We start from the raw sequence: 26,475 nt of genomic DNA, 5'->3' as shown, positions 1-26,475 counted from the left end.
TTTTTACGTCTGCACAAAAGTGACACGCATTAGCGGCGACCCCATTCGGGGCAAGGGTGAGTGTGGGCCTTTGGCAATAGAAAGCCCATGCGAGAGTAGCACATCCGCCCTTGCCGGTAACCGGGACTCCTATAGCCTTTAATTAAAGAGCAGAAACCCGCATAGCATACGCTAGCGGGTTTTTTTACGTCTGCACAAAAGTGACCCGCATTAGCGGCGACCCCATTCGGGGCTAGATTGAAGAAGTATAATTGAGTCAGAAATTCGACGAAATATTATTTCTGAAACGTAAAAGGAGCTTAAAAGTAAATATATTTAGTTTATATTATGTACAGAGCTAAAGTATGTTATAAAGTATTGTGTCTAAATTTTATACTGACGAAGTTCAGTGCGCGAGGCAATACGAAATAGGCTAACGCCTTTTACTTTAAATTTAGCTCGGGGTTTTATCGTGACATGTTGTTTAAGATTTATTAGCGCGGTCAATATACTCATTCTCAGTTATATACAACCTGCATTTGCCGAACAGCCAATAGTATTTCATGGTAAGGAACTTATAGTTGAAGATACTTACTTATGGCGCATTATTCCCCTTACCGAAAACACTCAATACAACACGCCGTTAAGCCGTGTTAACCAGCTTAAACTGGACTACAATAAGCTCCCACTGCTTGAATCAATAGGCGGCAAGTCAGGGGCTTATATCGCAAAACTAGTGCTACAAAATAAGTCAGACAACGAAGCGCTGTTCCTAACAGTGAATTCAAATTTTGTTGATTTGGGTTACGTACATTATACAAACCAAGAGCAAAATATTTCCCAGTTAAAAGATTTTTCACAACTCACAGATGATTCTCTACCACGCTTGTTGCACTACCAAGCTGTTGATATACATATACAAAAAAATACTGAAGTTGAGCTTTGGTTGCTTATTAGCGCCGATAAGTTTGCCACGCCTGTTTCGATAACAATTTCTGGTCCTGAAGATTTTTACCAATATCAAAACTTAAATAATGCACTTTCTATTGCCGGTATAACAACCATGCTCGTGTTAGCGCTATTAGCAGCTCTAGTATATGTCGGGACGCGTAAAATAGTATCCATAAGCTGTGCGGGTTATTTAGGTTTGCATGGCATTGGTTGGGCTGCGGCGTCTGGTTTAATAGACGATACACTTAATTTAAGTATTAACAGCACTTATTGGGGCATACTCATTTTTCCTTACGCTATTGCTTGTGCTTCGCAGTTTGTGTGCGCTCTTTTTGACTGTAAGCTAAACCATAAAAAGCTGTACAAGTTTCTAAGATATTTAAGTATTGGCGCTGTATTAGTTGGCATAGTGAATTGTTTGATACCGTTCACCTATGCTTTTTGGCTATCGCATATATTAGCTAGCTTCTGGGTGGTAGTGACGCTTACTGTTGCCGTTTTTATGCTGAAAAAACGTGACTATAGGGCTAAATACTTTTTACTGGGGAATCTATTATATAGTGCGTCTTTAGCATACTATATTGCGGCGCACAGCCAGTTTTTTGGTGCGCTAGCATATTCAGAGTCAGTAGTAGTGGTTGCTCTGTCAATAGATTGCATTTGTATTTTGTTATGTTTGTCAGAGTGGTTTAGGCTGAAACGTGTCGATTTTGATAAGCATCAATATTTATCGCGAATCGATGTTATGACGCAGTTAGGCAATCGTTTTGCACTTAATGAAAGTGTTACAAATCTTGAAGAGTTTTATGTGGTTGTTTATGTAGATTTAGATGGCTTAAAAATGGTAAATGACAAAAAGGGCCATCAAGAGGGTGATAAGCTCATCATTAAAACAGCTAATTTGATGAAGCAATCCTTAAGTGCTTATGGTGGAGTGTATCGCTCAGGTGGCGACGAATTTATTGCGCTACTCAATAGTCATTCTGTAGCTGAAACAGAAGAACTCGAAGCCAAAGCTTGGAGAATAATGGAGACCTTGTCAGCCGAGCTTGGCAGAACCTGGCAATGGGCGGGTTTAAGTTTTGGTATTGCAACTAGCCTTGAAGAAAGTTCTGTGTATGACTGCATTAGCCTTGCAGATAAACGAATGTACACATACAAGGCGAGCAATAAAGAAAGCTAAACGCTTGAGATTTAGCTCATTGGCATAACGCGATTACGGCCTAAACGCTTAGCTTCATATAGTTGTTTGTCGGCTTTTTCTATTAAGGCCAATGGGTTCATGCCTTTAGTCAGCTCTGCAACACCAAAGGACGCTGCAATATCACCTAATATTTCCCCTGAGCGTTTATCTTTTACGCGTATTTTCTCAACCGCTTTGCGCATTGATTCTGCTATACCACGAGCACGTGCGAAACTTGAATTGGGGATAATTACGGCAAATTCTTCACCGCCAAATCGAAAGGCTTGCGCACCATCGCGGCACGTTGCCTGAAGTTTACGTGCGGTTGCCTTAAGTACTAAATCACCCATCACATGACCGTAGGTATCGTTTACTTTTTTGAAGTGGTCTAAGTCAACTAAGAGTAAAAACAGGTTCGGTTTTAACGATTGCGTGGCAAGCTCTTCATCAAAATAACGCCTGTTGCACAAGCCCGTTAAACTATCAAAAAGCGCTTCATGTTGGCTTTGTTCCAGTTGAGCACGTAAGGTCTCGATCTCACTTTGCGCTTCGGTTAAGGCTGCATTAAAACTAATAGTACTGCGGCGTATATTTTGGGTATCTTTTACAAGATTTCGCACCAAAGCCATGACCTCATCTATTGATAAACCTTCTCTTTCTACTTTCACTAAGTCGTCAACACAGTTGTCCATAATGTTTTTGAAGCTAGTGGTTTCAGACTGCGTGTCTTTTAAAGATTGCGAGAGTTCAAGTAACATTGCTTCTAAAGATTGACGTAGTTCCCATGCCGAAACTTCTTCAGTTTCGGCTAAGTACGTTCTATACAAATCTTTAGTTTTAGCTTCTGATAATTGAACGTTATTAGCTAGCACATCATCAAGCGACGCTTTTAGTTCAGCTGATTCATTGGCCACATAGGTGTACCACAATGCATAATTTGTAGGAATGGCAGAAATGTTATGCTTGAGCATTAAGGGGATTGTTTGCTTCAATGTCAAAAATGATTTTTCTAGATCACTATCAGCCATCGTTTTTCCTTTAACTAACTAAGTATTTTTTCTTAGTTTACACGAAAACAGGAAATTTATTCTTCGGGAAATACTTCATCGTAATATTTAATATTGTACTTGTTTTTAAGTTCTAAAATTAATTCCGGATTACTACTTACAAATTGGCTAATATCTTGTAATACACCAATGTGTTTTATACTTGATAGATGGTAGTCAACCTTCGTGCTAGGTAGGTCTTTAGCGAGTGTCATTTGGCTCCAATAGGAGCTTTGATTTGTAATATGCTGGGCTATGTTGTATTCGATGTCGGTCGCATCGATGTTACTAATGCGCAGCGCATACAAACCTTGAAACAGATCTCTTACGGGCACGGTTTGAATGTTGTATTGTCGAATAACTTCAGACCACTGCCATGATGTGTAACCAAAAGGTATGGCGACTTTTTTTACTTGATCAATCGTGTAATGCTGCTTTTGCTTACTAGTGTATGTAACAGCCACGGCTTGTGCTATTGGTGAGCTATAGATATTAGGATTTGCTTTGTCTTTAAATTTATTAAATTTAGGGTTGTCGGGAAATATAAAATCAATTTCTCCTTTCTCTAGCTCTAATTGCAGTTTGGTTAGGGGAACAACTTTATAACTAAATGTGATGTTATGTTGCTGGGCAAAACTCTCGAGAATGGACCAAGCAAACCCTCGGTTTTCTGATTTAACAAGAGAAAAGTAAGGATAGTGATTTATATCGGAAATCCCAATAACGTAAGTTTTAATCACATTATCTGTTTTGAGCTCATTAGGTTTAAGTTCAAGTTCTGAAGTAGCTTGTAAATTAAAACTTAAACTACAACAAAAAAAACTAAAAGCTAGTAATTGACCTATTTGTTTTAATTGGCCCAATGTCCGCATACTAAATTGCGCTCCATTTTTGAAATAGTTAAAGCATTATTGAAACAAGCCCTGTTAAGAAATAACTTATAACTTGTAAGTCACCATCATAGTCCTGTGTATATGTAATGCAAGTCTGGTGCTCAACTTTAGTATATAAATGCATAAGTGACATATGGGTTAGTAGTTACTAACCCATCCCATCTAACAAAATGATTTAGTAAATTACAACGCTTTTTTCTTGCATCATCTAAGTGCAAAAGGCGGTTTAAAAAATGGAAATGGTATGCTGATCAACGTGATTTCTATTAGCAAATTCGTGCAAGCGAGAGCGAGACTAATATATGAAATATTACCGCGAAAGTAAGCAATTTTCACTTTTGTTAAGTGAGCTGAACTGCATATAAAACCTTGAGTGACTTTGTGTGACCCAGCCGAATTTGATAAAGAATTAACCATGACAAAAGCTGCGTATTTAGCCTAGTGTTTAGCATATCTCGAAGCGTTTTCTTATCGCAAATATTTCGTTTTTTAAGCTGCTGGTAAATTTACTTGATGGATTAAAAGTACGTAAATAAACGTGATTTTTTAATAAATTGAGCGTGAATTAATATTGGAGTTGCTTTTAAATATGCGGGGTGTATGCTTGTTCACATATAGTCACAGCTAGGTATTTTTTTGGAGAAAAAACCTTAATGGCAGTTGATATTGACCTAAAACACAAGCTTGCCAAATTCGCTGATTGCGAACTTGATTGTACATCTGGCCGCTTACATGTGCACGGTAAAGAGGTGAATATTGAGCCTCTGATTTTCCAGTTCCTGTTGTTACTTATTAAGTACAACGGCGAGGTTGTTTCTAAGCAAACGGTACTCAGTACTTTGTGGCCGAACAAGACCCCAAGTGATGAAGCATTGCGTGCTATGGTTAAAAAAACCAGGGAAGTATTAAACGACAACGCAAGAAACCCAAGCTACGTTAAAACTATTCCAACTAAGGGTTATTTACTCATCCCAAATGTAGTGCTTAGCTCAACTATTATTCAAACTTCATTTCAAAAGTATCGCAACAAAATTTTCATTTTCGGGTTACTCGTAACCGTTGGTCTAATATTACTCATGTTTTACTTATTGTCAAATATTGATAGCAAGGAAAATGATGATGAAACTGCGATTGTAAAGTCTGAGCTAAGTGTTTTCAACACAAATAAAGTGAATGCTCACTATCTTTATAATGACTTACTAAATATAAGTGTAATGCCTGATGAAAGTAAGGGTTCAACCACCTTACTCTTTGAAAATGTGAGTACACGCTTGCGTAAAAGTTTTGTTATTAAAAGTGTTTTAGATGATAAATTTTGGTGGTCGAGCCGTTTAAATACACTCTTGGTTATGCGTAACGATGCTTCAGTCTTTTATGCGCTGGAATTCGATAAAAACCATAATTTTTTCTTAACTAACTATTCATACACTGCACTTAATGAATATGAAATATTAGGGATATACAATCATGACCTCGAAGTTTACGCATTACACAAACCTAGCCAACGCATTGATATAATCAACTTACGCACACAAGATATTCGCACATATACTGAATTACAAAATTCGCTAGTAGAGGCTGCCAACAGTAGTTTCAGTGTTCAAGGCTTTTGGCCTAAGCCGCAGAATAAAGATGCTTTTGTTGCTGTTTCCAATGCTAATGATTTCTATATTTATGAACTGGTTGAGCAAGGTGAAACTGGCTCAGGTATTGCTGTACAAGCGAGTCAAATTTCTAAGCTAGCGGGAAATTTACAAGCAGGTGTTTGGAACGTAAGTGGTACTCGCTTTACGTTTTCAGATAATCAGTCAAAAATGTATTCCTACCAAGTTAATTCTAAAACATTGAGTTCGTGGGTCACGCAAGCGGAAGATGTGAAAGGCCTAATAGCTGATTGTGGAGAAGCATGCTTTATTGTGTCAAATACACGAGGCGTATCTAAACTCCACCTTATTGATGAACCTTTCAATACTGAAAATAACCATGTGTTTAGCAGTGTAAGCAATGGCTTTCCCCTGTCAGAATCACTGCCTATTATTCAAAATAATCGCTTAATTTTTTCTCGCCAATCAGGCGATAGCAACGTGATTATTATGGCTGAACTCAAGCAAAACCAGTACATCGAAAGTGAGCTTATTCGCTTTGACGGAGCAAGCCAAATTGACGAACTGGTGTCAAACTTTGATGAAAATATACTTGTTGGCTTGGTAAATCAAAGGCCTTTTTCATTCAACATTGAAACCAAAGAGCTAGACTATATTACGCTGACTTTGCCAAAAATTAGCCAATTATTATTCAACGAAAGCGGTAACCTTGAGTTTTATGCAGAACCCATTAATAAAACAAAAGGCGTATACGAATTTAATTTTCAAAATAAGCAATTAAGCTTAGTTAAAGCTAATGCTAAGTACGTTCGTAACTTAGTGCTTAGAACCAGTACCAATGAGGGTAATGCGAGTTATAGAGCCAAGTTCATCATAGATTTGAATAATAAGGCAAGGGTTGAGTTTGAGAATAGAAATCCAACCATTTCAATTTCTTTGCAGCATAATTCATGTATTAGTTGCCTATTTATTTTAGGTAACTATGTGTATCAGGTTGATGCATCAAATAATAAAGACGTGCTACGTACAAACTTATTAAATGGTGAATCGCAAGTGTATGCTATGCCCATTGGTGATTTAAGCGGTGAGTTGTCAATGGATAAAGAACGTAAAAAACTCGCGCTAATAAATCAGCAGCAACTTAAAACTAAGTTAATTAAGTTAGAAGGGCTAAGCCAAGTTTACTAAGGCTTAGTGAAACTCACGAGCGTTAATGGCAAGTTGTTTTAGTAGATGACTCATATCTATAAGCTTGCCAGCAATTATATGCTCAACTCCGCCATCTCCCCGTTCTAATATACCTTTTACCATAAGTACCTTGGCGTTCAAATAGGCATTCTTTTGGGCTCGTGCGCTACGCTGCCAAATAAGCACATTGCTATTACCAGTATGATCTTCAAGGGTAATAAATGTAACACCGCTAGCAGTACCTGGGCTTTGCTTACATGACACCACTCCAATCACGGTAATCAAAGACTGATGGCTCTTTAGGGCCAAATCTTTTGCCAAGGTGAATTTAGGTAATAAAGCGGCGTTTTGCAGTAATGATATTGGGTGCGAATTTATACTTAGGCCGGTGCTGGCGTAGTCTTCAACTAAATCGTCAAATAAACTGGGCTGTTGAACGTAGTTAGTAGGTGAAGATTCTGCTACGTTGGCAAATAAGGGAGTATTCGGTAAATCATCCATAAGCTGCCAGCGGCTATTGAAGCGGTCGTGCCCAAAACTAGATAGCGCTCCCGCACTGGCTAAGGCTTGTAAGCAAGGGCTGGGAATGAGTGTTCTTCTTAAATCAGTAATACTTAGCAATGCATTGCTGCACCTGTACTCAAGTAAGGTCTCAATAGATGTTTTTTTAAGACCTTTCACTAAACGCAAGCCAAGGCGTATGGCAAATTCCCCCTTATGTTTTACCAATTTGTGGTCATAGTCAGAGGCCTTAACGCAACAGGGGAAAATTTGTATATGATGTCTTTTTGCGTCTTGCACTAACTGCGATGGGCTATAAAAGCCCATCGGCAAACTATTTAGCAAACCTACATAAAATACGGCTGGATAATAATGCTTAAGCCATGCTGACACATAGGCTAACACTGCAAACGACGCTGAATGAGACTCTGGGAAACCGTACACACCAAAGCCACGTATTTGTTCAAATAGCCGCTCAGCATACTCAATGCTATAGCCGCGTTCGGTCATTCCCTTTGTGAGTTTTTGTCTAAACTTGCCAAGTTCACCGTTTTTCTTCCAGCTAGCCATGGCACGGCGAAGTTGGTCAGCTTCACCGCCAGTAAAACCTGCCGCCACCATAGCCAATTGAATAACTTGTTCTTGGAAAATAGGCACACCCATTGTGCGTTCAAGTACCCGTTTTACTGCAGCTGAAGGGTAGCTAACCTTTTCTTTGCCGTCGCGACGTTTTAAAAATGGGTGAACCATGTCACCTTGAATAGGGCCTGGCCTTACTATGGCAATTTGAATCACTAAGTCGTAATAAGACTTAGGCTTCAAGCGGGGCAGCATTGACATTTGTGCGCGCGATTCAATTTGAAACAAGCCAACGGTGTCGGCAGTACAAATTTGCTTGTACACTTGTGGATCATCGCCTAGAGCGGTAATAAAGGCGATGTCGCAGTCTTGTTCGTAATGCTTTGAGAGCATATCAAAACTTTTTCGAATGGCGCTTAGCATGCCAAGCGCTAGCACATCTACCTTCAATAACTGCAAACTTTCTAAGTCGTCTTTATCCCATTGAATAACGGTACGTTCGGGCATGGCGGCATTTTCTACTGGGACCAATTCGTATAATGGCCCTGCCGATATTACAAAGCCGCCTACATGCTGCGACAAATGGCGGGGAAAGCCAATGAGTTGTTCAACTAAATGCACGAACTTATTACCTAAAGAAGATTCAGGCTCTATCCCCAATTCGCTTAATTGCGACTGCCAACTTAGTGATTGATCACGCCGGTTTATATTTTTAATAAAGAAATCAAGGTCAGTAATATTTAAGCCTAAAGATTTTCCTGCTTCTCGTAGGGCGCTTTTAAAGCGATAGCACACCACGGTTGCGGCTAGCGCTGTGCGTTCACGCCCATATTTTTGATAAATATACTGAATGACTTCTTCGCGGCGTTCGTGCTCAAAATCTACGTCAATATCAGGGGGCTCATTGCGCTCTTTAGAAATAAAACGCTCAAACAACACGTTAATTTGCCTAGGGTCTACGGCGGTAATTTCAAGGCAATAGCACACTATTGAGTTAGCGGCTGAGCCTCGGCCTTGGTACAAAATATTACGGCTTTGCGCAAACTTTACGATGTCGTGAATGGTTAAAAAGAAATGCTCGTAAGCTTGATCTCTAATTAAGGTCATTTCCTTTTCTATAATGGCTCTAATTTCTAAAGGCAGCCCATCGGGAAATCGTTTTTTTATGCCTTGCTCAACTAATACGCGTAAATATTCTGTGGGTGACATCCCTTTTGCTACTACTTCCGCAGGATATTCATAAGCAAGTTCTGATAACTGAAAATGACAGGCTTGGGCTAACAAACAAGCGTTATTTAGCCATTCAATGGGGTATAAGCTTTTGAGCTTACTAATTGGACGTAAACAAGCCTCAGCATTGCTTAAGCTTTTACGCCCTAGTTGTTCAATGCTACAGCCATAATAGGTGGCTTGTAAGCATTGGTATAAAGGGAAGCGGGTTGGGTCATGCATTAAAGGCGCTGAGGTAGCAACAATATCAATTGAAAACCGCTCACTTAAGCTTTGGCAATGGCTGATATAATCTTGCTCGTTGGCGAGTAACCAACGCTTCACCCCTAAGAACAATCGTTCTTTAAAGTGTTTTGATAACCACAAAGCCTTTTGTTCGTCGTGCTCAGTACCACTGGGTAGCCAAATACAAAAACAATGGCGCAATGATCTAATGTCCCATTCAGATAACTCATATTCGCCTTTACTGGCTCTGCGCCGGGCATTTGTGATTATTCGGCAGCATTCCTTATATGCGTCTTTATTCGGGCATATAAACACCAAAGTTTGTTGTTCAAATTTAAACAAGCTTCCTACAATTAATTTAATGGGAATATGGTTATCTTTTATTTCTGTATAGGCCCTTACAACGCCTGCCATAGAGCATTCGTCAGTAATTGCGATGGCTTGATAAGCCAAAAAGTATGCTTGGCGCACCAGTTCTTCAGGGTGAGAAGCTGCCTGTAAGAATGAAAAGTTTGATTGGCACACTAACTCGGCTACCCCAAGAGCACTTTGATTAGACGAAATATCCATGCAGGTACCATTGTTTGTTAGGGGTTTTAAATATCCACACTTGTTGGCCGTCTTCGCTTTGCCCTATGTAGTAGTCACGCATAACGCTTTTGTTATCCCACCAGCCGGTTTGAATGCGTTCAGGCCCTTTAATTACTTGCACTGCTACCGTAAGTGGCTCGGGGGTTTCTAATAAGAGCCCGGGACGATCAGCAAAAATACTTGTGGGCATTACTTGGTGTTGGCTAGTAATGGCGAGGCCATCTGAGTTGTTATAATTAGTGCTTTTGTTACAAGCCCTTTGGCCTTGTGTGAATTTACTTTTATGTGTGCTTTGCTCAGGGCGAAAATCAGCTTTGAAACGAAGTTGGTGTATGTTTTGCTCACCCAGCTTACTTTGCAAGCGTGACAACAAGGTAAGGGCAGCTACGTGGCTCGCCTTTTGATTAAACAAATCAACGTTACTGCTTTGTGCGGTTTCATAATGTGTACACTCTATGCGAAGGGCATAAACCGGCGATGCAAAGCTAATATTGCTTAACTGCAGCTCTATAATGTCAAGCCACTGGCTTGTTTTGTATATGCCTTGAATACTATTGAATGTATGCCTGAGAGCCTCGTTATCACGCTGAAAAAAAGTAATGTTAATAGACAAAGCATGCGCATTTCGTAACAGTAAAAAATCACTAAATTTAGAAATGCATTTATTGAGTACGGGTAATAAGCGAGCGCTTAAATGCACTTCATATAATAATTCTAGGTAGTCAGAATAGGTACTAAGAGGGTGGTAGAATTTTACCTTTGCGGCTTGTTTACCAAATAATTCATGAATAAGCGACATACTCACTCTTGATACTCTATTGGCTAGCTCGGCACTGGCTAGTTGGTGCAAATCAGAAATGGTTTTTACGCCAATACGCAACAGTTTAACTTTATCTTTTGAGTCAATATCGCTGGCGGCTATATCGCATTTAAGCAAGGCCTTAAATATTCGTTCACGCTTTTCACTAATAAGCGATTGCTTACATAAGGCCAGTACTTTAGCGGCTTGTATTGAGTAGGCGCTTGACGCTAAATAATGCACCTGTTGCTGAGCCAAACATTGCTTAATTAAGGGCCAATATTGTGACAGCCCGCCATATAGCTGCAGCATATTTTGGGCGCGTAAAGCTATGCCTTGTGGCGGTGCTAAGGCTATGTCAGAACAAACAAAATATAAGGCGTTGGCCAAATGAGTAATAGCATGCACTTCAATATCGTAGTTATACTCATGAAGAAGTAAATTAGGGCATGACAAACTTGCACTGGCAAGGCCCATCCCTAGCTTAATACCTTGTTGTTGAGCATGCGCGTTTAACTGACAAATTTGGTTATTTTTAGTATCAACTATGGCAAGCGGTTTATCTTTATCAATGTTTAGTTGATCAAGTTGCAGTTGGGGAAAATGCAAATAAATCCATAGCGATCGTGTATCAAACTGCATGCTTATTTTCTCATTAAAGAGGGCTTGGCATTAATGGCTACCACATTGCTTGCCATACTCTGGCTAGCCAAATTCTTTAAGCGAGCACGGTAAGTTTGGCTAACAAAAGGCAATGGGATGGTGACCGATTTTTGCGCCCAGCCTACTTTTTGCTTATTTACCTTTATTGCTAAATCATCATTTTTGCGCGATATACTTAATGACAAGCTAAGCGGTAGATTCTGATGCTGTGATATAGCCTGTTTATGTAAATATGAATCTAACCATATGCAATAACTATTACCCTGTAGTGCCGCTAATTCTAATTTTTTAATATGTGTGTTTTTAAGCTGCTTTTGCCACATAAAAACAGCCGAACAAGCCCCGCTTTTTAAACTTTGCTCTGCGCTCCACAAGGCACTGTTACTATCGCTATGCGTATGTATTACTACCAATTGAGATAATGAAATATTATGTGCCACTAAAAACTCTGCATTTAACTCAAAAGGTGGGTTAATAAATATAAGGAGTTTGTTTTCATCTACAGTGCGCTTGTGATGTTGATTCTGCTGCAAAACTGCCAACATAAGGCGCAGTTCACCGCAGCCTAAGTAACTGGCTATGTGGATCATTCCGGCACGGGGAAAACCGCCTGACAAAACTTGATCAAGTGCATCAAAACCGGTAGTAAGAAGCTTGCTTGGACTATGCTCTTTAGCGTGTGCGGCTGTCCATACCCATTGCTTGTTTTGGAGTTCATGGAGAATAGGATTCATTATCAGCTCAATTTATACTGTACGGATATACAGTATAAATATTTAGCTAATTCTAGCAAGTGGGAATCTTAAAAATACAATTAAAAATTCGCAAGCCAATGTTTTATAGGCATAAAAAAAGCAGCGCTATTTGCGCTGCTTTAAAAGCTTGCTAGTTAATATTTTAAAAAGCAGAAAGTGGTATTTCTAAACCATTTAAATTAGCCGTGCCTTCTTTCATTGAGAAATTAAAAGCGTAGCCGTCATCGGTTTGCGTAATCATGCCTTGTTGCACAAGTGCTTGCAGGGTAGGGGCTGCTTGTTGAGCAATAATTGCGTCTAGCTCTTCAGGGCTCATGGCTGCAAATTGAGGGTTAGCTTTAAGCTGGCTGCTAAGCATTAATTTTGCGAAATACTCAGCCGCCTCTTGCTGTAGCGTTAATTCGCTATTTACAACCGCGTGCTGTGCCCAAAATTGGGTGTCTTCTAAAGTATCAGGAAGTGCAGTCACGCCAGCCACTTTAGCGAACATTGTTCCATTAAATGCGCTATCGTTGATTTTACCGCTTAAGGCACTAATGTTGTATTCAGGCTCAGCTTGTAATTGGCTAAGTAAGTTTTCTTCAAAAAAGGTGTTTGTTGCTTCGGCCATTTTCTCAGGATCGGCTGCATAGTCTATTATTTCATTTGAAAACTTTTGATACGCTTGGAAAAACGCAACTTCTAAATTATTTAGCTCAATAGTGGTAATTAGCTCACTTAAGTTGAATCCATCAGATACGGCAGATGCAAGCGTTGTTTGCATGACAACATCACCAAACCCTTCGTTATCATCAAGGCTTGAAGTAACGTTAAAGGCTAAGCTATCAACATTAGTTTGTGTACCATCAACAAGGTTATCAACCTTAATATTCGCAATAGTGAATAGTGTATTTGAGTCATATAATCCTTGCTCTAGCATTTCTACAAAACCAACCTCAGCTTCAATATCCGCTTCAAGGCTAGTTAATTCAAATGCAAGTGCATCACCCATTTTTCCGCTTACATTTGCGCCATTACCAAGGGTTTTCCCTTCATAGTTGCTTGATGAAAAGCTGCCTTCACTTTGTGAACCGCTAAAATCAATAGTGACTTGGTTTTCTTCATTCACATAGTTCATACCCACTACTTTATCAGTGTAAGTAGAGCCACCAAGTAAACCGGTGTAAGCTTCAAGTGCGTAAATAGGTAAGTCTTCTTTGAGTGTTAAGCCTTCTGGTAATTCACCGCTTAGCACTTCAATTTGTGTATACAACCAAGCAAGGTTAAAACCATTTGACGTAAGTATTGGGCCGTGGTCACCATTTACTAGTATATCTACCGACATATCTAAAGGCTCTTCGCTTAGGTCACCCATGTCAGGCATGTTAACGCCTACGCTTATTTGAGCTTGTGTATTAAACCAAGTGCTTTCAAGGCTAGTAATGCTGGCGGTATAGGCTGGGTTGTTATTAATTGCAGCAACGGTGTCTTCAATCCCTTGTGAGAACTGAGAACCAACAATTTTAGGGCCAACAAGTGCGGCGGCAACAACAATTGCAACGCCAGTTAGGACGATTTTTTTCATGATCAGTACTTCCCTGTATTACTACGAATACATTTTTTTAGGTTAAAATATTTGCATCTTGTTAGCTAATATACACATAAAACATAGAATACAAATAACGACATAGGTTTCATCTTACCCAATAAAGCATGAAAGCAAAAGCTTAAGCTTACTCTATAAGACTATTTTCAATAAAAGTTTCAATGCGCTGCTCTAATACAAACAAAGGTATTGAGCCATTTTCTAATACGGCGTCATGAAACGCGCGTAAATCAAATTTATCCCCTAAGGCGGTTTCAGCTTGCTTACGCAAAGCCTTTATTTTTATTTCGCCTATTTTGTATGAAAGCGCCTGTGCAGGCCAAGAGATATAGCGGTCTATTTCGGTGCGCACATTGTGCTCTGATAAGGCGGTATTTTCCATCATATAGGCGAGGGCTTTATCACGGCTCCAATCAAACATGTGCATGCCGGTGTCAACCACAAGGCGACACGCACGCCACATTTCATAACTTAAGCGGCCAAAATCATCATATGGGTCATCATAAATACCTACTTCTAGGCCTAAATACTCTGAATATAAGCCCCAGCCTTCACCAAATGCAGAAATGTAAGTATTGCGGCGCACTTTGGGCAAGTTTTGCATTTCAGCTGCCAGTGATATTTGCAAATGATGGCCTGGTACCGCTTCGTGCAAAGTAAGAGCCGGTATTGCATATAAAGGGCGTTTGTCTAAAGCATAAGTGTTAACCCAATAATAGCCGGGTTCATCGCTACTATTTGACGAAATGTAGCGCCCGGTGGTGTATTTAGGCGCAATACTGTCAGGAACGGGATCTACGCCATAAGGCGTGCGCGGTAAGGTATAAAAAAGCTTCGGTAATTTAGCGTCCATTTGCTTAGCAACGTACGATGCGTACATTATTAAATCTTTTGGCGTTTTAGCGTAAAAGCGTTCGTCGGTGCGCAGGAACTCAATGAAAGCATTAATGTCACCATCAAATTCAAGTTCATCAACAATGGTTTGCATTTGTGCTCGAATACGCGCCACTTCTTGTAAGCCTAATTCGTGGATTTCCTTAGCGCTCATATTGGTGGTGGTGTAGTGTTTAATTCTGTTGTTATAAAGCGCCTCGCCATTCGGCCAGTTTTTGGCGGCTATATCATCTTTAGCATTGGGGCGGTATTCGTTAGTAAAAAAGGCATAAAAATCACTGAAGGCTTTATTCGCGCCCTCAACTAACATGTATAAGGTTTCTTTTTCATTTTTACTTAAAACATCACTATTGGCTTTAATAACAGGCAAGTAGAATGGATGTTCTTCAATTTTATTATTGACGAATGCGCTAATAGTAGCTTCATAACCTTGCAAAACGACTTTAGGTTGAGTGTAGTTTTTAGCAATGGCTTCACGCATATATGTGGTGTATTGCGCAAACAAAGCGGGTAACTCTGATAAAGCTTGCTTATATGCTTGTACGTCTTGCTTACTTTTTAGTGTAGTCCCCGATAGTTGCGTACCTATGCTGCTATGAAAACCATATTCAGAGGTAATAGGCACCATATAGGCTTGGTAGGTATACTCTGACAAATAATCGTTTAAACGATACTTTTGCATAAATAAGGAAATACTGTCTTCGTCATTTAACGCACTGGTGTTTATTTGATCAAGCTGAGTCATAAAGCTTTCAAACTTTTCATGCCTAGCTTTCAGCGCACTTTGGCTAATGCTGCTAAACTGTTGGGTCAACTCACTAGCATCTTTACCTTCTGAGCGGGCTAAACTAGGGTATTGCGTGAGTTCATACTGCCAAATATCGTCAAGTAGTTTATGTAGCTTGGGGTTGTTGTTAGCACTAGCGTAGCTGCTTTGCGCCCATAGCAAAAGGCACATAAGCACACTGAAGTGTTGGAGTAGTTTGGGCATGAAAGTCCCCTTATTGTTATTTTTTTGGTGTATAAATTGGACTATGTATAGGCCTTACATTATCAGACTTATCACCTAAGGGGGTAATTTTAGCGCTGCCTTGTTTGGTAACATGATCTATTCGCAACACGTTATGCATAGGGACGTAGGTTCTGTTAACTTGGCCAAACTCATCTTTTAATTTTTCGTGGCTAGGATCAAGTACAAGTTCGGTATGGGTATCCCATACAAAATCAGCAATTTCGATAAATCCGAAAATAGATGAGCTTTGTAACTCTTTAACATACAACTCGTAGCGCTCGCCGCCACTAATAAATTGGACCTTGTAAAGTGATGTGGACTCACTCATGAAATGCTTAACCTCTGTTAAATTTGAATTGGCTTAATACAGCCTAGGTGCTGACCTTACGTTTGTTGATCAAATAAAGACTGAATCACAATAAGAGCGTCTGATTGACCTTGCTGAATATTATTAGACACCGCAAAGCCTTGCGCAAAACAGCTGAGTTTAAGGGCAAACGATTCTACGTCAATATTATTATTGAGTTGTTGATGGGAAATAGCACGTTCTAAGCAGGCTATAAAGCACAGTTGAAGTTCATCATAATATTGGCGTGCTAAGTGTTGAATGGTGTCATCTTCTTTGCCTATTTCAACAATAATACGCACTAACAAACAGCCTTGTTGGTCAATATGTTGTTGATAATTAACAAAATACTGCATAATGGCTTCTGGGATTTCTTGTTCACTACGCAGTATATCTTGCAGTGGACGCAAATATTCATCAATGTAATAAGCAACCAACGCGTCAAAGAATGCTTGTTTGTTAGCAAATTCTAAGTAGAAAGCGCGTCTATTAAAGCCTGTATGGCTAATTAATTGCTGCATAGAGCAACCTCTGTACCCCTTCTTTAGTACCAAGGGGATAGCTTGCTCAAACACTTTTTTCATTGAATATTCGGGTTTGCGCGACATAGTAAACACCTTTTCTAATGACTTATTAGAACCTACCGCAAATTGCACAAAACAACAAATAGAAACATCTGCTAACAATTCAAATGCACTATATGGGCTAGTCATTGCATTAAATTACTGTTTAAATAGCGCTAAGGGCACGTGCAGCTTTCCTTTTTGTGACAAAGCTGCATTGCTAAAAACATACAGATCTATTTTCGCAGTGAAAGCTGCTTCAAATATAAAAACGAGAATCTACGTGAAATTGACTTCCATTATTAAACAAACCAGTGTGGTTGCAGCAACTAGCCTTATTATTTTAGGTTGTAGTGCTACCTCGGTTGACAAAAGCGCTGAGATGGCTCAAACCAGCCTTAAGCCAAATGTAGAAAATATAAAAGGGCATATGAATTTCCTTGCGCATGACCTTTTAGAAGGCCGTGATACAGGCTCTAGAGGCCATGAAATTGCCTCTTTGTATATTCAAACAGAATTTCAAAAATATGGCTTGCAAGCTGCTGGCGAAAACGACAGTTTTCAGCAACGCGTTAAATTTCGCAAAGGCTTACTTGTGCAAGAATCACCAGCCTTAAGTATTACTAAGGGTGACACCACCTTAGAACTTGAGTTTCCAAAGCAGTTTATATCGGGCCCTAATTTAGCTAGCGAAGAAGCCAGTGCCAGTGCACCGCTTGTATTCGTAGGTTATGGCATTGTAGCACCTGATCTTGAGCACAATGATTATGCTGACATAGATGTAGAAGGCAAAATTGTAGTTATGCTTGCTGGTAAACCAGCGAGTTTTCCAAGTGAGGTAGGCTCGCATGTTTCGTCTACTGCACAAAAACAGCATTATGCAGCTGATCGCGGCGCAGTAGGGTATATTTCAATTCAAACCCCAGCGGCCGAGAAACGCCGCCCTTATGACCGCACTATTAACTACGTGCGTATGCCACGTATGACGTGGATAGACGATAAAGGCGTTCCTGGTAATGGCCGTCCTGAATTAAAAGCATCTGCATTTTTAAGTATGGATGCCGCAAAAGTACTATTTGAAGATGCGCCGGTGGCACTAGATGACATTTACGCACAGCTAGAAAACGACGAAATTCCAACAGGTTTTGAATTAGACGCTGAAGCTTCATTAAGCTATACCACGACCCACGAAGATATTAGCAGCCCTAACGTAGTCGGTTTACTAGAAGGAAGCGATCCAGAGCTGAAAAACGAATATGTGGTGTACACTGCACATTCTGATCACTTGGGTATTTCAAAGTCAGTTGAAAAAGACAAAATAAACAACGGCGCAATGGACAACGCAACGGGAACCTCGGTATTACTTGAAACCGCCAGATTGTTTTCACAACTACCTGTAGCACCTAAACGTTCAATATTGTTTGTGGCCGTTACCGGTGAAGAAAAAGGCTTGTTAGGTGCTGATTATTTTGCTCGTAACCCAACGCGTCCGGTAGAGAGCTTAGTCGCTAACGTTAACCTAGACATGCCTATTTTAACCTATGAATTTGCCGATGTGATTGCCTTTGGTGCAAGCCACAGCACAATGGGCGAAAAAGTAGAAGCGGCTGTGAAAAATGCTGACATTAAACTAACAGACGATCCGTGGCCTGAGCTTAACTTGTTTACGCGCTCTGATCATTACGCCTTTGTTAAACAAGGTATTCCGGCCGTATTCTTAGTAACGGGTATTGAGTCTAAAACGCCAGGAATTGACGGTAGCGAAGTGTTAAATACATTCTTAGCAACAAACTATCACCGCCCATCAGATGACATGAACCAAGCGTTCATTTGGGATGCAGCGCGCACGTTTAGCCAAGTAAACTTCGAAATAGGGCTTACCTTAGCTAATGATAAAGAGCGCCCAACATGGCATGCTGACAGTTTCTTTGGCCAAACCTTTGGCCGTGAAGGTAACATCAAGTAGTACGCATTAATGGTAGCCAGAAAATGGCACAAAAAAAAGGCTTTGTTTTACAAAGCCCTTTTTTATTAAACGTAATAAAATTATTTACGACAAGTAGTTTGTTTTAATATGCGCCCAGTGGTCATTAAATTGCTGAGTAGGCCGGCGCTTAAATTGGCTACGTACGTATTGGTTAATTTTGCCATCTACAAAACAAATAAGCATGTTAGCAAGTAAGGCTTCATCTACCATTGCTTCTTTACCTTCACGCAGCTTACGCTCTCGTAAAATTTGCTTTATTTGCATTTCTAAACGGTCAAACAATTGAGCAATACGTTCGCGTAAACGCTCTTGTTCACCCATAAGGGCATCGCCATTTAAAATGCGGGTAATGCCTGGGTTTTTCTCAGCAAACCCTAAAATAAGGTGCAAAATAAGTTGGCAGCGGTTGGCGGCGTCTTTTTCATCGGCAGTAATTTTGTTGATGCGAGAAAATAAAGTTTCTTCAATAAACTCAATTAAGCCTTCAAACATACGCGCTTTACTAGGAAAGTGGCGATATAAAGCAGCTTCCGATACACCCACAGTTTCAGCAAGCTTCGCTGTGGTAATGCGCTGTCCGTGGTGTGTTTCTAGCATTCCTGCAAGAGCTTGTAAAATTTGTGCTTTACGGTTTGGTTTTTTAGTCGCTGGCATCTTATACGTCTTCTTTTTATTCTAGCAATTTATCATAATTGAATTATCAATCACGACTTCCATGTTTTTCACAATATTCACTATGCAATAATTTCAGTAGTTCCATTGCTAGTAAGTCTTTACTCTTTGGGCTTAAGTTATGACTTTTCTCTTCAGTTAAAACTATAAGCGCGTTTTGATCAGAATTAAAGCCTAATTCGCTGTTTGATACATCATTCGCTGCAATCATATCTAAGTTTTTCTTCACTAACTTTGATTTAGCATACGTTTCAACATCTTGCGTTTCAGCGGCAAAGCCTAGAGTAAAAGGCGCTTGTTCTAACGCGGCTACGCTTTTTAGTATATCTGGATTTTGCACCATGCAAAGCGATAACTTGTCATCACCATGCTGTTTTTTCATCTTCTGAGTGCTTACTTGTTCAAGCTTGTAGTCAGCTACTGCGGCGCAGGCAATAAATATGTCTTGCTTGGCTATGCTGTTGTGTACCGCATCAAACATATCTTGAGCGCTTACCACATTGTTACGCATAACACCTGCAGGGCTTTCTAGTGATACGGGGCCGGCAACTAAAGTAACATTTGCGCCAAGGGCTTGAGCCGCTTTTGCTAGGGCAAAGCCCATTTTTCCTGAACTATGATTGCTAATGTAACGTACCGGGTCTATCGCTTCGCGAGTAGGGCCAGCCGTTATCATAATGTTCACACCGCTAAAAATGGCTTCGTTGCTTTGTTCGTGGCAATAATCGCATAAGGCTTTTGTAATAAGTTCAGGCTCTAACATGCGCCCATAACCTACATCACCACAGGCCTGCTCACCCGAAGCAGGGCCAAGTATGTGCGTATTTCGCTCACGTAGTTTTTGCATGTTTTCAGCAGTAGGCGCCGCTGCCCACATTTGTTGGTTCATTGCCGGAGCAATAAATATTGGGGCGCTAGTAGCTAATGCTAAAGTGGTGAGTAAGTCATCAGCTAAGCCGTAAGTTAACTTCGCTATAATGTTGGCGGTGGCAGGGGCTATAATGAATATATCGGCCCAGCGTGCTAACTCTATATGACCCATGCCAGCTTCAGCTTCTTCGTCTAAAAGCTGAGAACTCACCTTATTGCCTGATACCGCTTGTAACGACAAGGGGCTAACAAAATGTTCGGCAGATGCCGTGAGTATCACCCTTACGTTTGCACCTTGTGCAGTAAGTTTGCGTACTAAGTCGGGCGTTTTGTAGGCAGCAATTCCGCCGCTTACCCCTAATAAAACGTTCTTTTGTTCAAGTTGCATATTGGTCAATTTACGGTACAAATAGAGCAGGACTAATACCACTATTAAACCATTGTTACCCAAGGAATGGAAACATGAAAATTCAAGAATGGCCAACTCATGAGCGCCCGCGTGAAAAACTAATGCACTTTGGCGCAGCTTCGCTAAGTGATGCAGAATTACTTGCTATAATATTTAACACCGGTACGGCAGGGCGAAGTGCGGTAGATTTAGCCCGCAGCGCATTAAACGAAATGGGGAGTTTGCAGGCCTTATTATATGCGCCTAAGCACAAAGCCGTAAAATTAACTGGCATAGGTAGCGCTAAGTTTGCCTTGCTACAAGCTAGCCAAGAACTTTATAAGCGCAGTTTGGCTGAAAGTTTAAGCAAGCAAAACAGTTTTACTAGCGCTGACACCGCTTCTGACTATTTACGCACTCAACTGGCCCGCCAACCCAAAGAAATATTCGCGATGTTACTACTTGATAGCCAACATCAACTCATTGCTTATAGAGAAATGTTTTCAGGTACTATAAACTCTGCGGCGGTTTATCCTCGAGAATTGGTTAAACAAGCTATGGATGATAACGCCGCCGCGGTAATATTGGCGCATAACCACCCTAGTGGCGTGGCCGAACCTTCTCAGGCTGATATACAAATTACGCAGCGTATAGTGCAAGCATTTGCATTAATTGACGTAACCGTGCTTGATCACTTTGTGATTGGGCATGCAAATGCGGTATCATTCGCTCAGCGCGGACTATTATAATTTATAGGTAAAGTATCAAGTGAAATTTAATTTGGATTTTGTTGACTAAATGAGCAATGAAACAGGGACATTTTTATTGATCAATTTGGACCGTTCTCCAGATAGATTGTTGGTATCAGCCAATTTACTTGCACAGGCGAACGTAGATTTTGTGCGTATAGCGGGCGAAGATGGCGCTGACTTATCGCAAGCGCGCATTGATGCCCTAAAGGCGCCACTGTATAGCCAGTATCATAAACTCATCACAGCTGGTGAAATAGGCTGCTATTTAAGCCATATAAAGTGTTGGGAGTATATTGTTGAAAACAACTTACCCTATGCGGTGATTTTAGAAGATGACTTTACCGTAAAAGGTAATATTGCTTCATTACATCAGTACCTTGCGAATATTAATATTAAATGGGACTGCATTAAATTAATAGAAAGCCCGCAAAAACGAAAAGCCGTTGAGAGTATTACTTGTTTAGATAAAAGCCTTGTTAGGTATAACAAAGTGCCTGCCAGAACCACCGCTTATGTGATGTCAAAAAGCGGGGCGCAAAAAATGTTGGCGAAAAGCCAGCAAATAGGAAGGCCGGTGGATGTTGAATTTCAATATTGGTGGGAACGTGAGCTAAACGTATTTGGATTGCTTCCATATGACTTTGAACCCAGATACGAACGTATTAGCACAATAGACAGTGTGTTTAACCGTAAAAACACACAAAAAAGTGTGTTAAAACAATGCTCAAATGCTATTTCTTTTAAGATAAAGAACCATAAATTACGTAAGAAACAAGAACCCATGATAAAATAATTCAGGGTTTTTGAAGGAAAATGTTTGTATTTTAAGCTGATTTGCTGTATAAAATGCGCCCTCTTAATTAACCATGTTTAACCACAAGTTCGCTTGTTGATGTTAAGCAAGATAACAGTTGTTCTGGAGACAAAAATGTCTAAAGTATGTATAGTAACTGGTAAGCGTCCAGCGGTAGGTAACAACCGTTCACACGCTAGAAACGCGACTCGTCGTCGTTTTTTACCAAATCTTCACACTCACCGTTTTTGGGTTGAGTCTGAAAGTCGTTTCGTTAAGCTTAAAGTGTCTACTAAAGGCATGCGTATTATCGATAAAAAGGGTATTGATTCAGTATTAACTGACATCCGTGCTCGTGGCGAGAAAATCTAAGGAAACCTCATCATGCGTGATAAAATTAAATTAGTTTCAACTGCTGGTACTGGTTTCTACTACACCACAGATAAAAACAAGCGTAATATGCCTGGCAAAATGGAGATCAAAAAGTTTGATCCAAAAATTCGCCAGCACGTGATGTTTAAAGAAGCGAAAATCAAGTAATTCTAGTGATGTGAGCGAATTCATTTGATTTGTCTCCACAAAATTTGTTACTGAAAATTCGTTTCACATAACTTAAAAAACCCAGCTATGCTGGGTTTTTTGATGCTTGTAACTTAATCCCTCCGTTTATTTCTTTCATCCCCCTTTGTAATAAGATCTTGAAAACTTTGATATACTCAAAGGACTCATTTCATAAATTAAAAATACTGCTATGTTGAGATTGTCAAAACGCGCTTGGAATAATGTGCTTATTTTTTCTATGATTGCGTTAATTCTTATTTTAAATTTAGACCAATTTAGCCAAGAAGAAGCCAGTACTCGGTTAATTGTGCCTGAAGGCGAATATATCTTAAGTGTAAGCATTAATGGTTTAAAAATTGAAAAGGCAGGCCCGCAATGGCGCGTTTCGTCCAGTGGTATTCAAGCCAACGAAAATATAAGCCAAACACAGCTGAGTAATATTATAGATGCATGGCAGCGCGCCTACATTAGCCCTGTGAGCACTGAATTTTCTACCGAGGTATTTGGCCAGCCCGATATAATTGCCGTATTACAATTGGCAGGTGTTAGTAAACAAACAGTAGTGGCTTTTAATATTGTGCAAGAAGAATTGTTTTTAGTAATAGATAAGCAAGTGTATATTTTAAACTCGCCTAACGTAGCGCAATTGTTAGAGCCTGTTGTGACCGTTACTCAATAGTGAAAGGATAGCTTTGTGCCTGAATTACCTGAAGTTGAAGTTACTCGCCTTGGAATAACGCCATATTTAAAAAATCAAACTATTCGCAAAATACACGTGCATCAAGCCCAGCTTCGCTGGAAAGTGCCTGCTGAAGTGCATCTTGCCGAAGGTTTGAAGATTTTAGATGTAACACGCCGAGCAAAGTACTTATTCATTCACACTGAAGCTGGCAGCATTATTTTGCATTTGGGTATGTCAGGCAAAATGCGAGTTATTGATACTGCTTTGCCCCGTGTAAAGCATGATCATATTGAAATTGAGTTAACAACGAATAAAAAGCTTATATTAAATGACCCAAGGCGCTTCGGTTCATGTTTATGGCTAGATGCTAGCGATAGCCAAGCTCTGCCTATGCTTGGAAATTTAGGGCCTGAGCCACTTACCGATGATTTTGACTTTACGCGCCTTTATACATTAAGCAGAGGGCGCAAAAGCCCGGTTAAAACTTTCATAATGGATAATGCGATAGTAGTGGGTGTAGGTAATATATATGCCAACGAAAGCTTATTTAATGCAGGCATTGATCCAAGGCGCGCAGCAGGGCGCATTTCAAAAGCACGTTATCATTCACTTACCGAGCAAATTAAAATAGTGCTGGCAAAAGCGATCGAGCAAGGCGGCACTACATTAAAAGATTTCGCCCAAGCCGATGGGAATCCAGGCTACTTTGCGCAGCAACTCCATGTATATGGAAGAGCCGGAGAGCCCTGTAACGAATGCGGCGAAAAAATAGCCAGTAAAGTCATTGGGCAAAGAAATACATTCTTTTGTAAGGTATGTCAGCGCTAACTAGGGGCGCTGAATTTTTGCGCTGTTTAGGTAAGAAGTTTGGCAATAAGGGCATCATTCACTAATGGATGACAAAACTGAGATACATCGCCTTTATGCAGGGCGACTTCCTTTACCAAGGTAGAAGAAATAAACGAGTTTTCTTCCGACGGCGTTAAAAACACACTTTCAAGTTCAGGGTTTAAGCGCCTATTCATATTGGCAAGTTGAAACTCATATTCAAAATCGCTCACTGCACGCAGGCCGCGAATCAGTATGTCAGCGTTGTTTTCACGCGCATAATTGGCAAGTAAGCCGGTAAAGCCGGTAACTTTCACATTATCAATGTTGGCGCATACCTGAGTAATTAGCTCAACGCGCTCCTCTAATGTAAACAGCGGCTTTTTACTCGGGTTTGACGCTATAGCAACAATGACTTCGTCAAACATATTTGCGGCACGTTCTATTAGGTCAGCATGCCCATTAGTGATGGGGTCAAACGTACCTGGGTAAATTGCGCGATGTAGAGCCATGTGACATTTCCTATTTATGTTCAATGCTATGAAAAGCTTTCACTGCCATATTTAAATTGCCATCGTAGCGAGTTTGCGTCTGTAATACCACCATGCTAAGTGCAATCGCTTAAATAGCCAACAAAGCAATACAGAAGTTGAATATAATTAGATAAAATCTGCAAACTATTATCAATATGCTATAGAATCTCGATTGCGCATATTTGCAATACAAATTAGCTGTAAGCCTTATGTAAATTTAACTCAATACAAGGATTTCCGTGGTCGTTAAAATTATCTCTACTATTTTTGCGTTTGTTTTTATTAGTTTGCAATCGTTAAACGCAGTTGCTTCTGCGTATATTGGCACCCAAGACAAACAGCTACACTATGACGTGCAAACCCTAGTTGATTGGGGCTATTTAAATGCCACCACTAACACCTTTCCCATTCCTTGGAAGGGGGTTGCCACTGAAATGAAAGATTTAGACCCTAGGGGGATGGCGTTTCGTCCTCGCCAAGCCTATTTGCGCTTGAATCATTATTTATCTATGAACAAACAACTTAAGAGCCGCCGCTTTATAAATTTGCAAGCGGCCAGTGAAGATGTGCGCTTTAGGAGTTTTGATGATGGTGTAGAAGATACTGGCAAAGCTTCTATAACCAACGAATTTTACTCTGGGCGTTGGTCAGGGCAGGCTACCGTTAATTTCTCATCAGGTGGCGAGAAAAGTTTAGATAATAGTTTTATTGCGTATCAATTTGATAACTGGAACCTACGTTTAGGTTCTGTTGATCAATGGTGGGGCCCAGGGCAATCATCAAGTTTAATTATGAGTAACAACACGCGCCCTATTAAAGCGATTGCCTTGTCACGTTCGTCAAATACCGCATCAAAAAGCCCTTGGCTATCGTGGTTGGGGCCTTGGTATTTAACGGCGCAGTTAGGGCAATTAAATGAAGACCGCGCCATTCCCGATGCAAAAATTATAATGAATCGCTTTAGCGCTCGTCCTTTTAAAGGTTTTGAGTTTGGTGTTTCATGGACTGCTATGTGGGGGGGCGAAGGCCAACCTAGTGGCTTAAAAACGTTATTTGAAGTGCTAACCTTTGATGCCATTTGTGAAGCTGAAGATGGTGATTGCAGTGAATCAGGTAAGTCTAAACGTGGCAATCATTTAGCGGGTTTTGATTTAATGTACACCCACATGTTATTTGACCGCCCTGTGTCAGTTTATGTGCAAAAAGTGGGCGAAGACGCCATCAATTATTACAAGATTACCGATGCCGCCACTTTGTTTGGTGTGTCTACCTATTACAAAGGCGCTAAAATCTTTTTTGAAACAAGCGATACTAACGTGGCTTGTGCGGGCGGTGATTCTACGGTAACCAATTGCTATTACGAGCATGGTGACTACCAAAGCGGCTACCGCATGTATGGCAGAACCTTCGGAAGCACTTTTGATACTGACGCAAAGCAATATACACTGGGTGCCAATATTCGTTTTGAAAGTGGCGAAGTGGCCGAAGTTTACGTGCGAAGCGCTAAATTAAACGAAGATGGCCAGCGCCCGTCTCCGGTACTCACGACAGACGTAAGTGAAGAGCTTATTGAGATTTCAGGGTTTTATCAAAAACCCGTGGGTGATTGGCTACTTAAAGCCGGTGGCTCAGTGGCAACTAGAAGCTTTGAAAATGTAGATGATGAAGTAGATGCACTCATTTATGTAAAAGCGCAAATTGCTTTCTAAGTTAGAAAATATTCCAGCATAACAATAGCCTGTAGGTTAAAGCTTTAAGCAAACACCGCTTTTGCTCGTTTACAGGCTAAACTTATTACAATCTTATTGATATTTAGAATGCG

At 40.3% G+C, this 26,475-nt stretch carries 22 protein-coding genes; 10 read left to right on the top strand and 12 right to left on the bottom strand.

Features of this window, described 5'->3' with window-relative positions; translation table 11 throughout:
- The first annotated feature begins 451 nt into the window (after positions 1 to 451).
- Positions 452 to 2,113, top strand: a complete 1,662-nt coding sequence (locus ACOI22_RS15230) for a GGDEF domain-containing protein (RefSeq protein ID WP_420672973.1) — start codon at positions 452 to 454, stop codon at positions 2,111 to 2,113.
- A gap of 11 nt (positions 2,114 to 2,124) precedes the next feature.
- Here ACOI22_RS15230 and ACOI22_RS15225 read toward each other — a convergent pair whose 3' ends face one another.
- Together ACOI22_RS15225 and ACOI22_RS15220 are read right to left on the bottom strand one after the other, a co-directional pair.
- Positions 2,125 to 3,141, bottom strand: coding sequence for a GGDEF domain-containing protein (locus ACOI22_RS15225; RefSeq protein WP_420672972.1), 1,017 nt, complete (start codon positions 3,139 to 3,141; stop codon positions 2,125 to 2,127).
- 56 nt (positions 3,142 to 3,197) lie between these two features.
- Positions 3,198 to 4,031 (bottom strand): hypothetical protein, encoded by an 834-nt coding sequence (locus tag ACOI22_RS15220; protein ID WP_420672971.1) that lies wholly within the window; start codon positions 4,029 to 4,031, stop codon positions 3,198 to 3,200.
- Between the two features lie 674 nt (positions 4,032 to 4,705).
- On the opposite strand from ACOI22_RS15220, the gene ACOI22_RS15215 reads away from it, so the two are divergent.
- A complete protein-coding gene (locus ACOI22_RS15215; protein ID WP_420672970.1) occupies positions 4,706 to 6,844 on the top strand; it encodes a winged helix-turn-helix domain-containing protein in 2,139 nt (712 codons plus the stop codon).
- A gap of 3 nt (positions 6,845 to 6,847) precedes the next feature.
- Here the strand turns inward: ACOI22_RS15215 and ACOI22_RS15210 are convergent, their stop codons facing one another.
- The 7 genes from ACOI22_RS15210 to ACOI22_RS15180 form a co-directional block, all read right to left on the bottom strand.
- Positions 6,848 to 9,949, bottom strand: coding sequence for an error-prone DNA polymerase (locus tag ACOI22_RS15210; protein ID WP_420672969.1), 3,102 nt, complete (start codon positions 9,947 to 9,949; stop codon positions 6,848 to 6,850).
- Positions 9,933 to 11,411, bottom strand: a complete 1,479-nt coding sequence (locus ACOI22_RS15205; protein ID WP_420672968.1) for a Y-family DNA polymerase — start codon at positions 11,409 to 11,411, stop codon at positions 9,933 to 9,935. The genes ACOI22_RS15210 and ACOI22_RS15205 overlap by 17 nt, the downstream gene beginning before the upstream one ends.
- 2 nt (positions 11,412 to 11,413) lie before the next feature.
- Positions 11,414 to 12,166, bottom strand: coding sequence for a recombinase A (locus ACOI22_RS15200; RefSeq protein ID WP_420672967.1), 753 nt, complete (start codon positions 12,164 to 12,166; stop codon positions 11,414 to 11,416).
- A gap of 163 nt (positions 12,167 to 12,329) precedes the next feature.
- On the bottom strand, positions 12,330 to 13,751 hold the full coding sequence (locus ACOI22_RS15195) for a DUF945 family protein (protein WP_420672966.1): 1,422 nt from the start codon (positions 13,749 to 13,751) through the stop codon (positions 12,330 to 12,332).
- A gap of 148 nt (positions 13,752 to 13,899) precedes the next feature.
- Positions 13,900 to 15,657 carry a DUF885 domain-containing protein gene (locus ACOI22_RS15190; protein WP_420672965.1) on the bottom strand — a complete coding sequence of 586 codons (1,758 nt, stop codon included), beginning with the start codon at positions 15,655 to 15,657 and terminating at the stop codon, positions 13,900 to 13,902.
- A 16-nt stretch (positions 15,658 to 15,673) separates the two neighbouring features.
- The gene (locus ACOI22_RS15185; RefSeq protein WP_420672964.1) at positions 15,674 to 16,006 is read right to left on the bottom strand and encodes a DUF1820 family protein; all 333 of its coding nucleotides are present in this window, start codon (positions 16,004 to 16,006) and stop codon (positions 15,674 to 15,676) included.
- A 56-nt stretch (positions 16,007 to 16,062) separates the two neighbouring features.
- Positions 16,063 to 16,737, bottom strand: coding sequence for a TetR/AcrR family transcriptional regulator (locus tag ACOI22_RS15180; protein WP_420672963.1), 675 nt, complete (start codon positions 16,735 to 16,737; stop codon positions 16,063 to 16,065).
- Positions 16,738 to 16,924: 187 nt separating this feature from the next.
- Here ACOI22_RS15180 and ACOI22_RS15175 point away from each other — a divergent pair, with 187 nt between their 5' ends.
- Positions 16,925 to 18,553, top strand: coding sequence for a M28 family metallopeptidase (locus ACOI22_RS15175; RefSeq protein ID WP_420672994.1), 1,629 nt, complete (start codon positions 16,925 to 16,927; stop codon positions 18,551 to 18,553).
- 84 nt (positions 18,554 to 18,637) lie between these two features.
- Here ACOI22_RS15175 and slmA read toward each other — a convergent pair whose 3' ends face one another.
- Positions 18,638 to 19,228 (bottom strand): nucleoid occlusion factor SlmA, encoded by a 591-nt coding sequence (slmA, locus tag ACOI22_RS15170; RefSeq protein ID WP_420672962.1) that lies wholly within the window; start codon positions 19,226 to 19,228, stop codon positions 18,638 to 18,640.
- A gap of 46 nt (positions 19,229 to 19,274) precedes the next feature.
- A complete protein-coding gene (coaBC, locus tag ACOI22_RS15165) occupies positions 19,275 to 20,504 on the bottom strand; it encodes a bifunctional phosphopantothenoylcysteine decarboxylase/phosphopantothenate--cysteine ligase CoaBC (RefSeq protein ID WP_420672961.1) in 1,230 nt (409 codons plus the stop codon).
- A 74-nt stretch (positions 20,505 to 20,578) separates the two neighbouring features.
- Between coaBC and radC the strand changes: the two genes are divergently transcribed.
- The 6 genes from radC (at position 20,579) to mutM (ending at position 24,120) form a co-directional block, all read left to right on the top strand.
- On the top strand, positions 20,579 to 21,253 hold the full coding sequence (gene radC / locus ACOI22_RS15160) for a RadC family protein (RefSeq protein WP_420672960.1): 675 nt from the start codon (positions 20,579 to 20,581) through the stop codon (positions 21,251 to 21,253).
- Positions 21,254 to 21,302: 49 nt separating this feature from the next.
- On the top strand, positions 21,303 to 22,049 hold the full coding sequence (locus ACOI22_RS15155; RefSeq protein ID WP_420672959.1) for a glycosyltransferase family 25 protein: 747 nt from the start codon (positions 21,303 to 21,305) through the stop codon (positions 22,047 to 22,049).
- Between the two features lie 135 nt (positions 22,050 to 22,184).
- Complete coding sequence (gene rpmB / locus ACOI22_RS15150) at positions 22,185 to 22,421, top strand: 50S ribosomal protein L28 (RefSeq protein WP_420672958.1); 237 nt, start codon at positions 22,185 to 22,187, stop codon at positions 22,419 to 22,421.
- 12 nt (positions 22,422 to 22,433) lie between these two features.
- The gene (rpmG, locus tag ACOI22_RS15145) at positions 22,434 to 22,589 is read left to right on the top strand and encodes a 50S ribosomal protein L33 (protein WP_010179093.1); all 156 of its coding nucleotides are present in this window, start codon (positions 22,434 to 22,436) and stop codon (positions 22,587 to 22,589) included.
- A 244-nt stretch (positions 22,590 to 22,833) separates the two neighbouring features.
- Positions 22,834 to 23,289 carry a hypothetical protein gene (locus ACOI22_RS15140; protein ID WP_420672957.1) on the top strand — a complete coding sequence of 152 codons (456 nt, stop codon included), beginning with the start codon at positions 22,834 to 22,836 and terminating at the stop codon, positions 23,287 to 23,289.
- 15 nt (positions 23,290 to 23,304) lie between these two features.
- Positions 23,305 to 24,120 (top strand): bifunctional DNA-formamidopyrimidine glycosylase/DNA-(apurinic or apyrimidinic site) lyase, encoded by an 816-nt coding sequence (gene mutM / locus ACOI22_RS15135; RefSeq protein WP_420672956.1) that lies wholly within the window; start codon positions 23,305 to 23,307, stop codon positions 24,118 to 24,120.
- A 26-nt stretch (positions 24,121 to 24,146) separates the two neighbouring features.
- Here the strand turns inward: mutM and coaD are convergent, their stop codons facing one another.
- On the bottom strand, positions 24,147 to 24,632 hold the full coding sequence (coaD, locus tag ACOI22_RS15130) for a pantetheine-phosphate adenylyltransferase (RefSeq protein ID WP_420672955.1): 486 nt from the start codon (positions 24,630 to 24,632) through the stop codon (positions 24,147 to 24,149).
- Positions 24,633 to 24,892: 260 nt separating this feature from the next.
- On the opposite strand from coaD, the gene ACOI22_RS15125 reads away from it, so the two are divergent.
- On the top strand, positions 24,893 to 26,362 hold the full coding sequence (locus ACOI22_RS15125) for a capsule assembly Wzi family protein (RefSeq protein WP_420672954.1): 1,470 nt from the start codon (positions 24,893 to 24,895) through the stop codon (positions 26,360 to 26,362).
- The last annotated feature ends 113 nt before the right edge of the window (positions 26,363 to 26,475 follow it).

The organism is Glaciecola sp. 2405UD65-10 (assembly GCF_048820975.1).
Taxonomy (GTDB): Bacteria; Pseudomonadota; Gammaproteobacteria; order Enterobacterales; family Alteromonadaceae; genus Glaciecola.
This window is presented reverse-complemented; position numbering and strand designations above follow the sequence as displayed.

Excerpts from the sequence above, each read along its gene's own strand:
- coaBC (WP_420672961.1), bottom strand. The coding sequence starts at position 20,504 with ATGCAACTTGAACAAAAGAACGTTTTATTAGGGGTAAGCGGCGGAATT.
- ACOI22_RS15215 (WP_420672970.1), top strand. The coding sequence starts at position 4,706 with ATGGCAGTTGATATTGACCTAAAACACAAGCTTGCCAAATTCGCTGAT.
- radC (WP_420672960.1), top strand. The coding sequence starts at position 20,579 with ATGAAAATTCAAGAATGGCCAACTCATGAGCGCCCGCGTGAAAAACTA.
- ACOI22_RS15185 (WP_420672964.1), bottom strand. The coding sequence starts at position 16,006 with ATGAGTGAGTCCACATCACTTTACAAGGTCCAATTTATTAGTGGCGGC.
- ACOI22_RS15195 (WP_420672966.1), bottom strand. The coding sequence starts at position 13,751 with ATGAAAAAAATCGTCCTAACTGGCGTTGCAATTGTTGTTGCCGCCGCA.
- slmA (WP_420672962.1), bottom strand. The coding sequence starts at position 19,228 with ATGCCAGCGACTAAAAAACCAAACCGTAAAGCACAAATTTTACAAGCT.
- ACOI22_RS15155 (WP_420672959.1), top strand. The coding sequence starts at position 21,303 with ATGAGCAATGAAACAGGGACATTTTTATTGATCAATTTGGACCGTTCT.
- coaD (WP_420672955.1), bottom strand. The coding sequence starts at position 24,632 with ATGGCTCTACATCGCGCAATTTACCCAGGTACGTTTGACCCCATCACT.
- ACOI22_RS15210 (WP_420672969.1), bottom strand. The coding sequence starts at position 9,949 with ATGGATATTTCGTCTAATCAAAGTGCTCTTGGGGTAGCCGAGTTAGTG.
- ACOI22_RS15225 (WP_420672972.1), bottom strand. The coding sequence starts at position 3,141 with ATGGCTGATAGTGATCTAGAAAAATCATTTTTGACATTGAAGCAAACA.
- ACOI22_RS15205 (WP_420672968.1), bottom strand. The coding sequence starts at position 11,411 with ATGCAGTTTGATACACGATCGCTATGGATTTATTTGCATTTTCCCCAA.
- rpmG (WP_010179093.1), top strand. The coding sequence starts at position 22,434 with ATGCGTGATAAAATTAAATTAGTTTCAACTGCTGGTACTGGTTTCTAC.
- rpmB (WP_420672958.1), top strand. The coding sequence starts at position 22,185 with ATGTCTAAAGTATGTATAGTAACTGGTAAGCGTCCAGCGGTAGGTAAC.
- ACOI22_RS15180 (WP_420672963.1), bottom strand. The coding sequence starts at position 16,737 with ATGACTAGCCCATATAGTGCATTTGAATTGTTAGCAGATGTTTCTATT.
- ACOI22_RS15220 (WP_420672971.1), bottom strand. The coding sequence starts at position 4,031 with ATGCGGACATTGGGCCAATTAAAACAAATAGGTCAATTACTAGCTTTT.
- ACOI22_RS15200 (WP_420672967.1), bottom strand. The coding sequence starts at position 12,166 with ATGAATCCTATTCTCCATGAACTCCAAAACAAGCAATGGGTATGGACA.
- ACOI22_RS15190 (WP_420672965.1), bottom strand. The coding sequence starts at position 15,657 with ATGCCCAAACTACTCCAACACTTCAGTGTGCTTATGTGCCTTTTGCTA.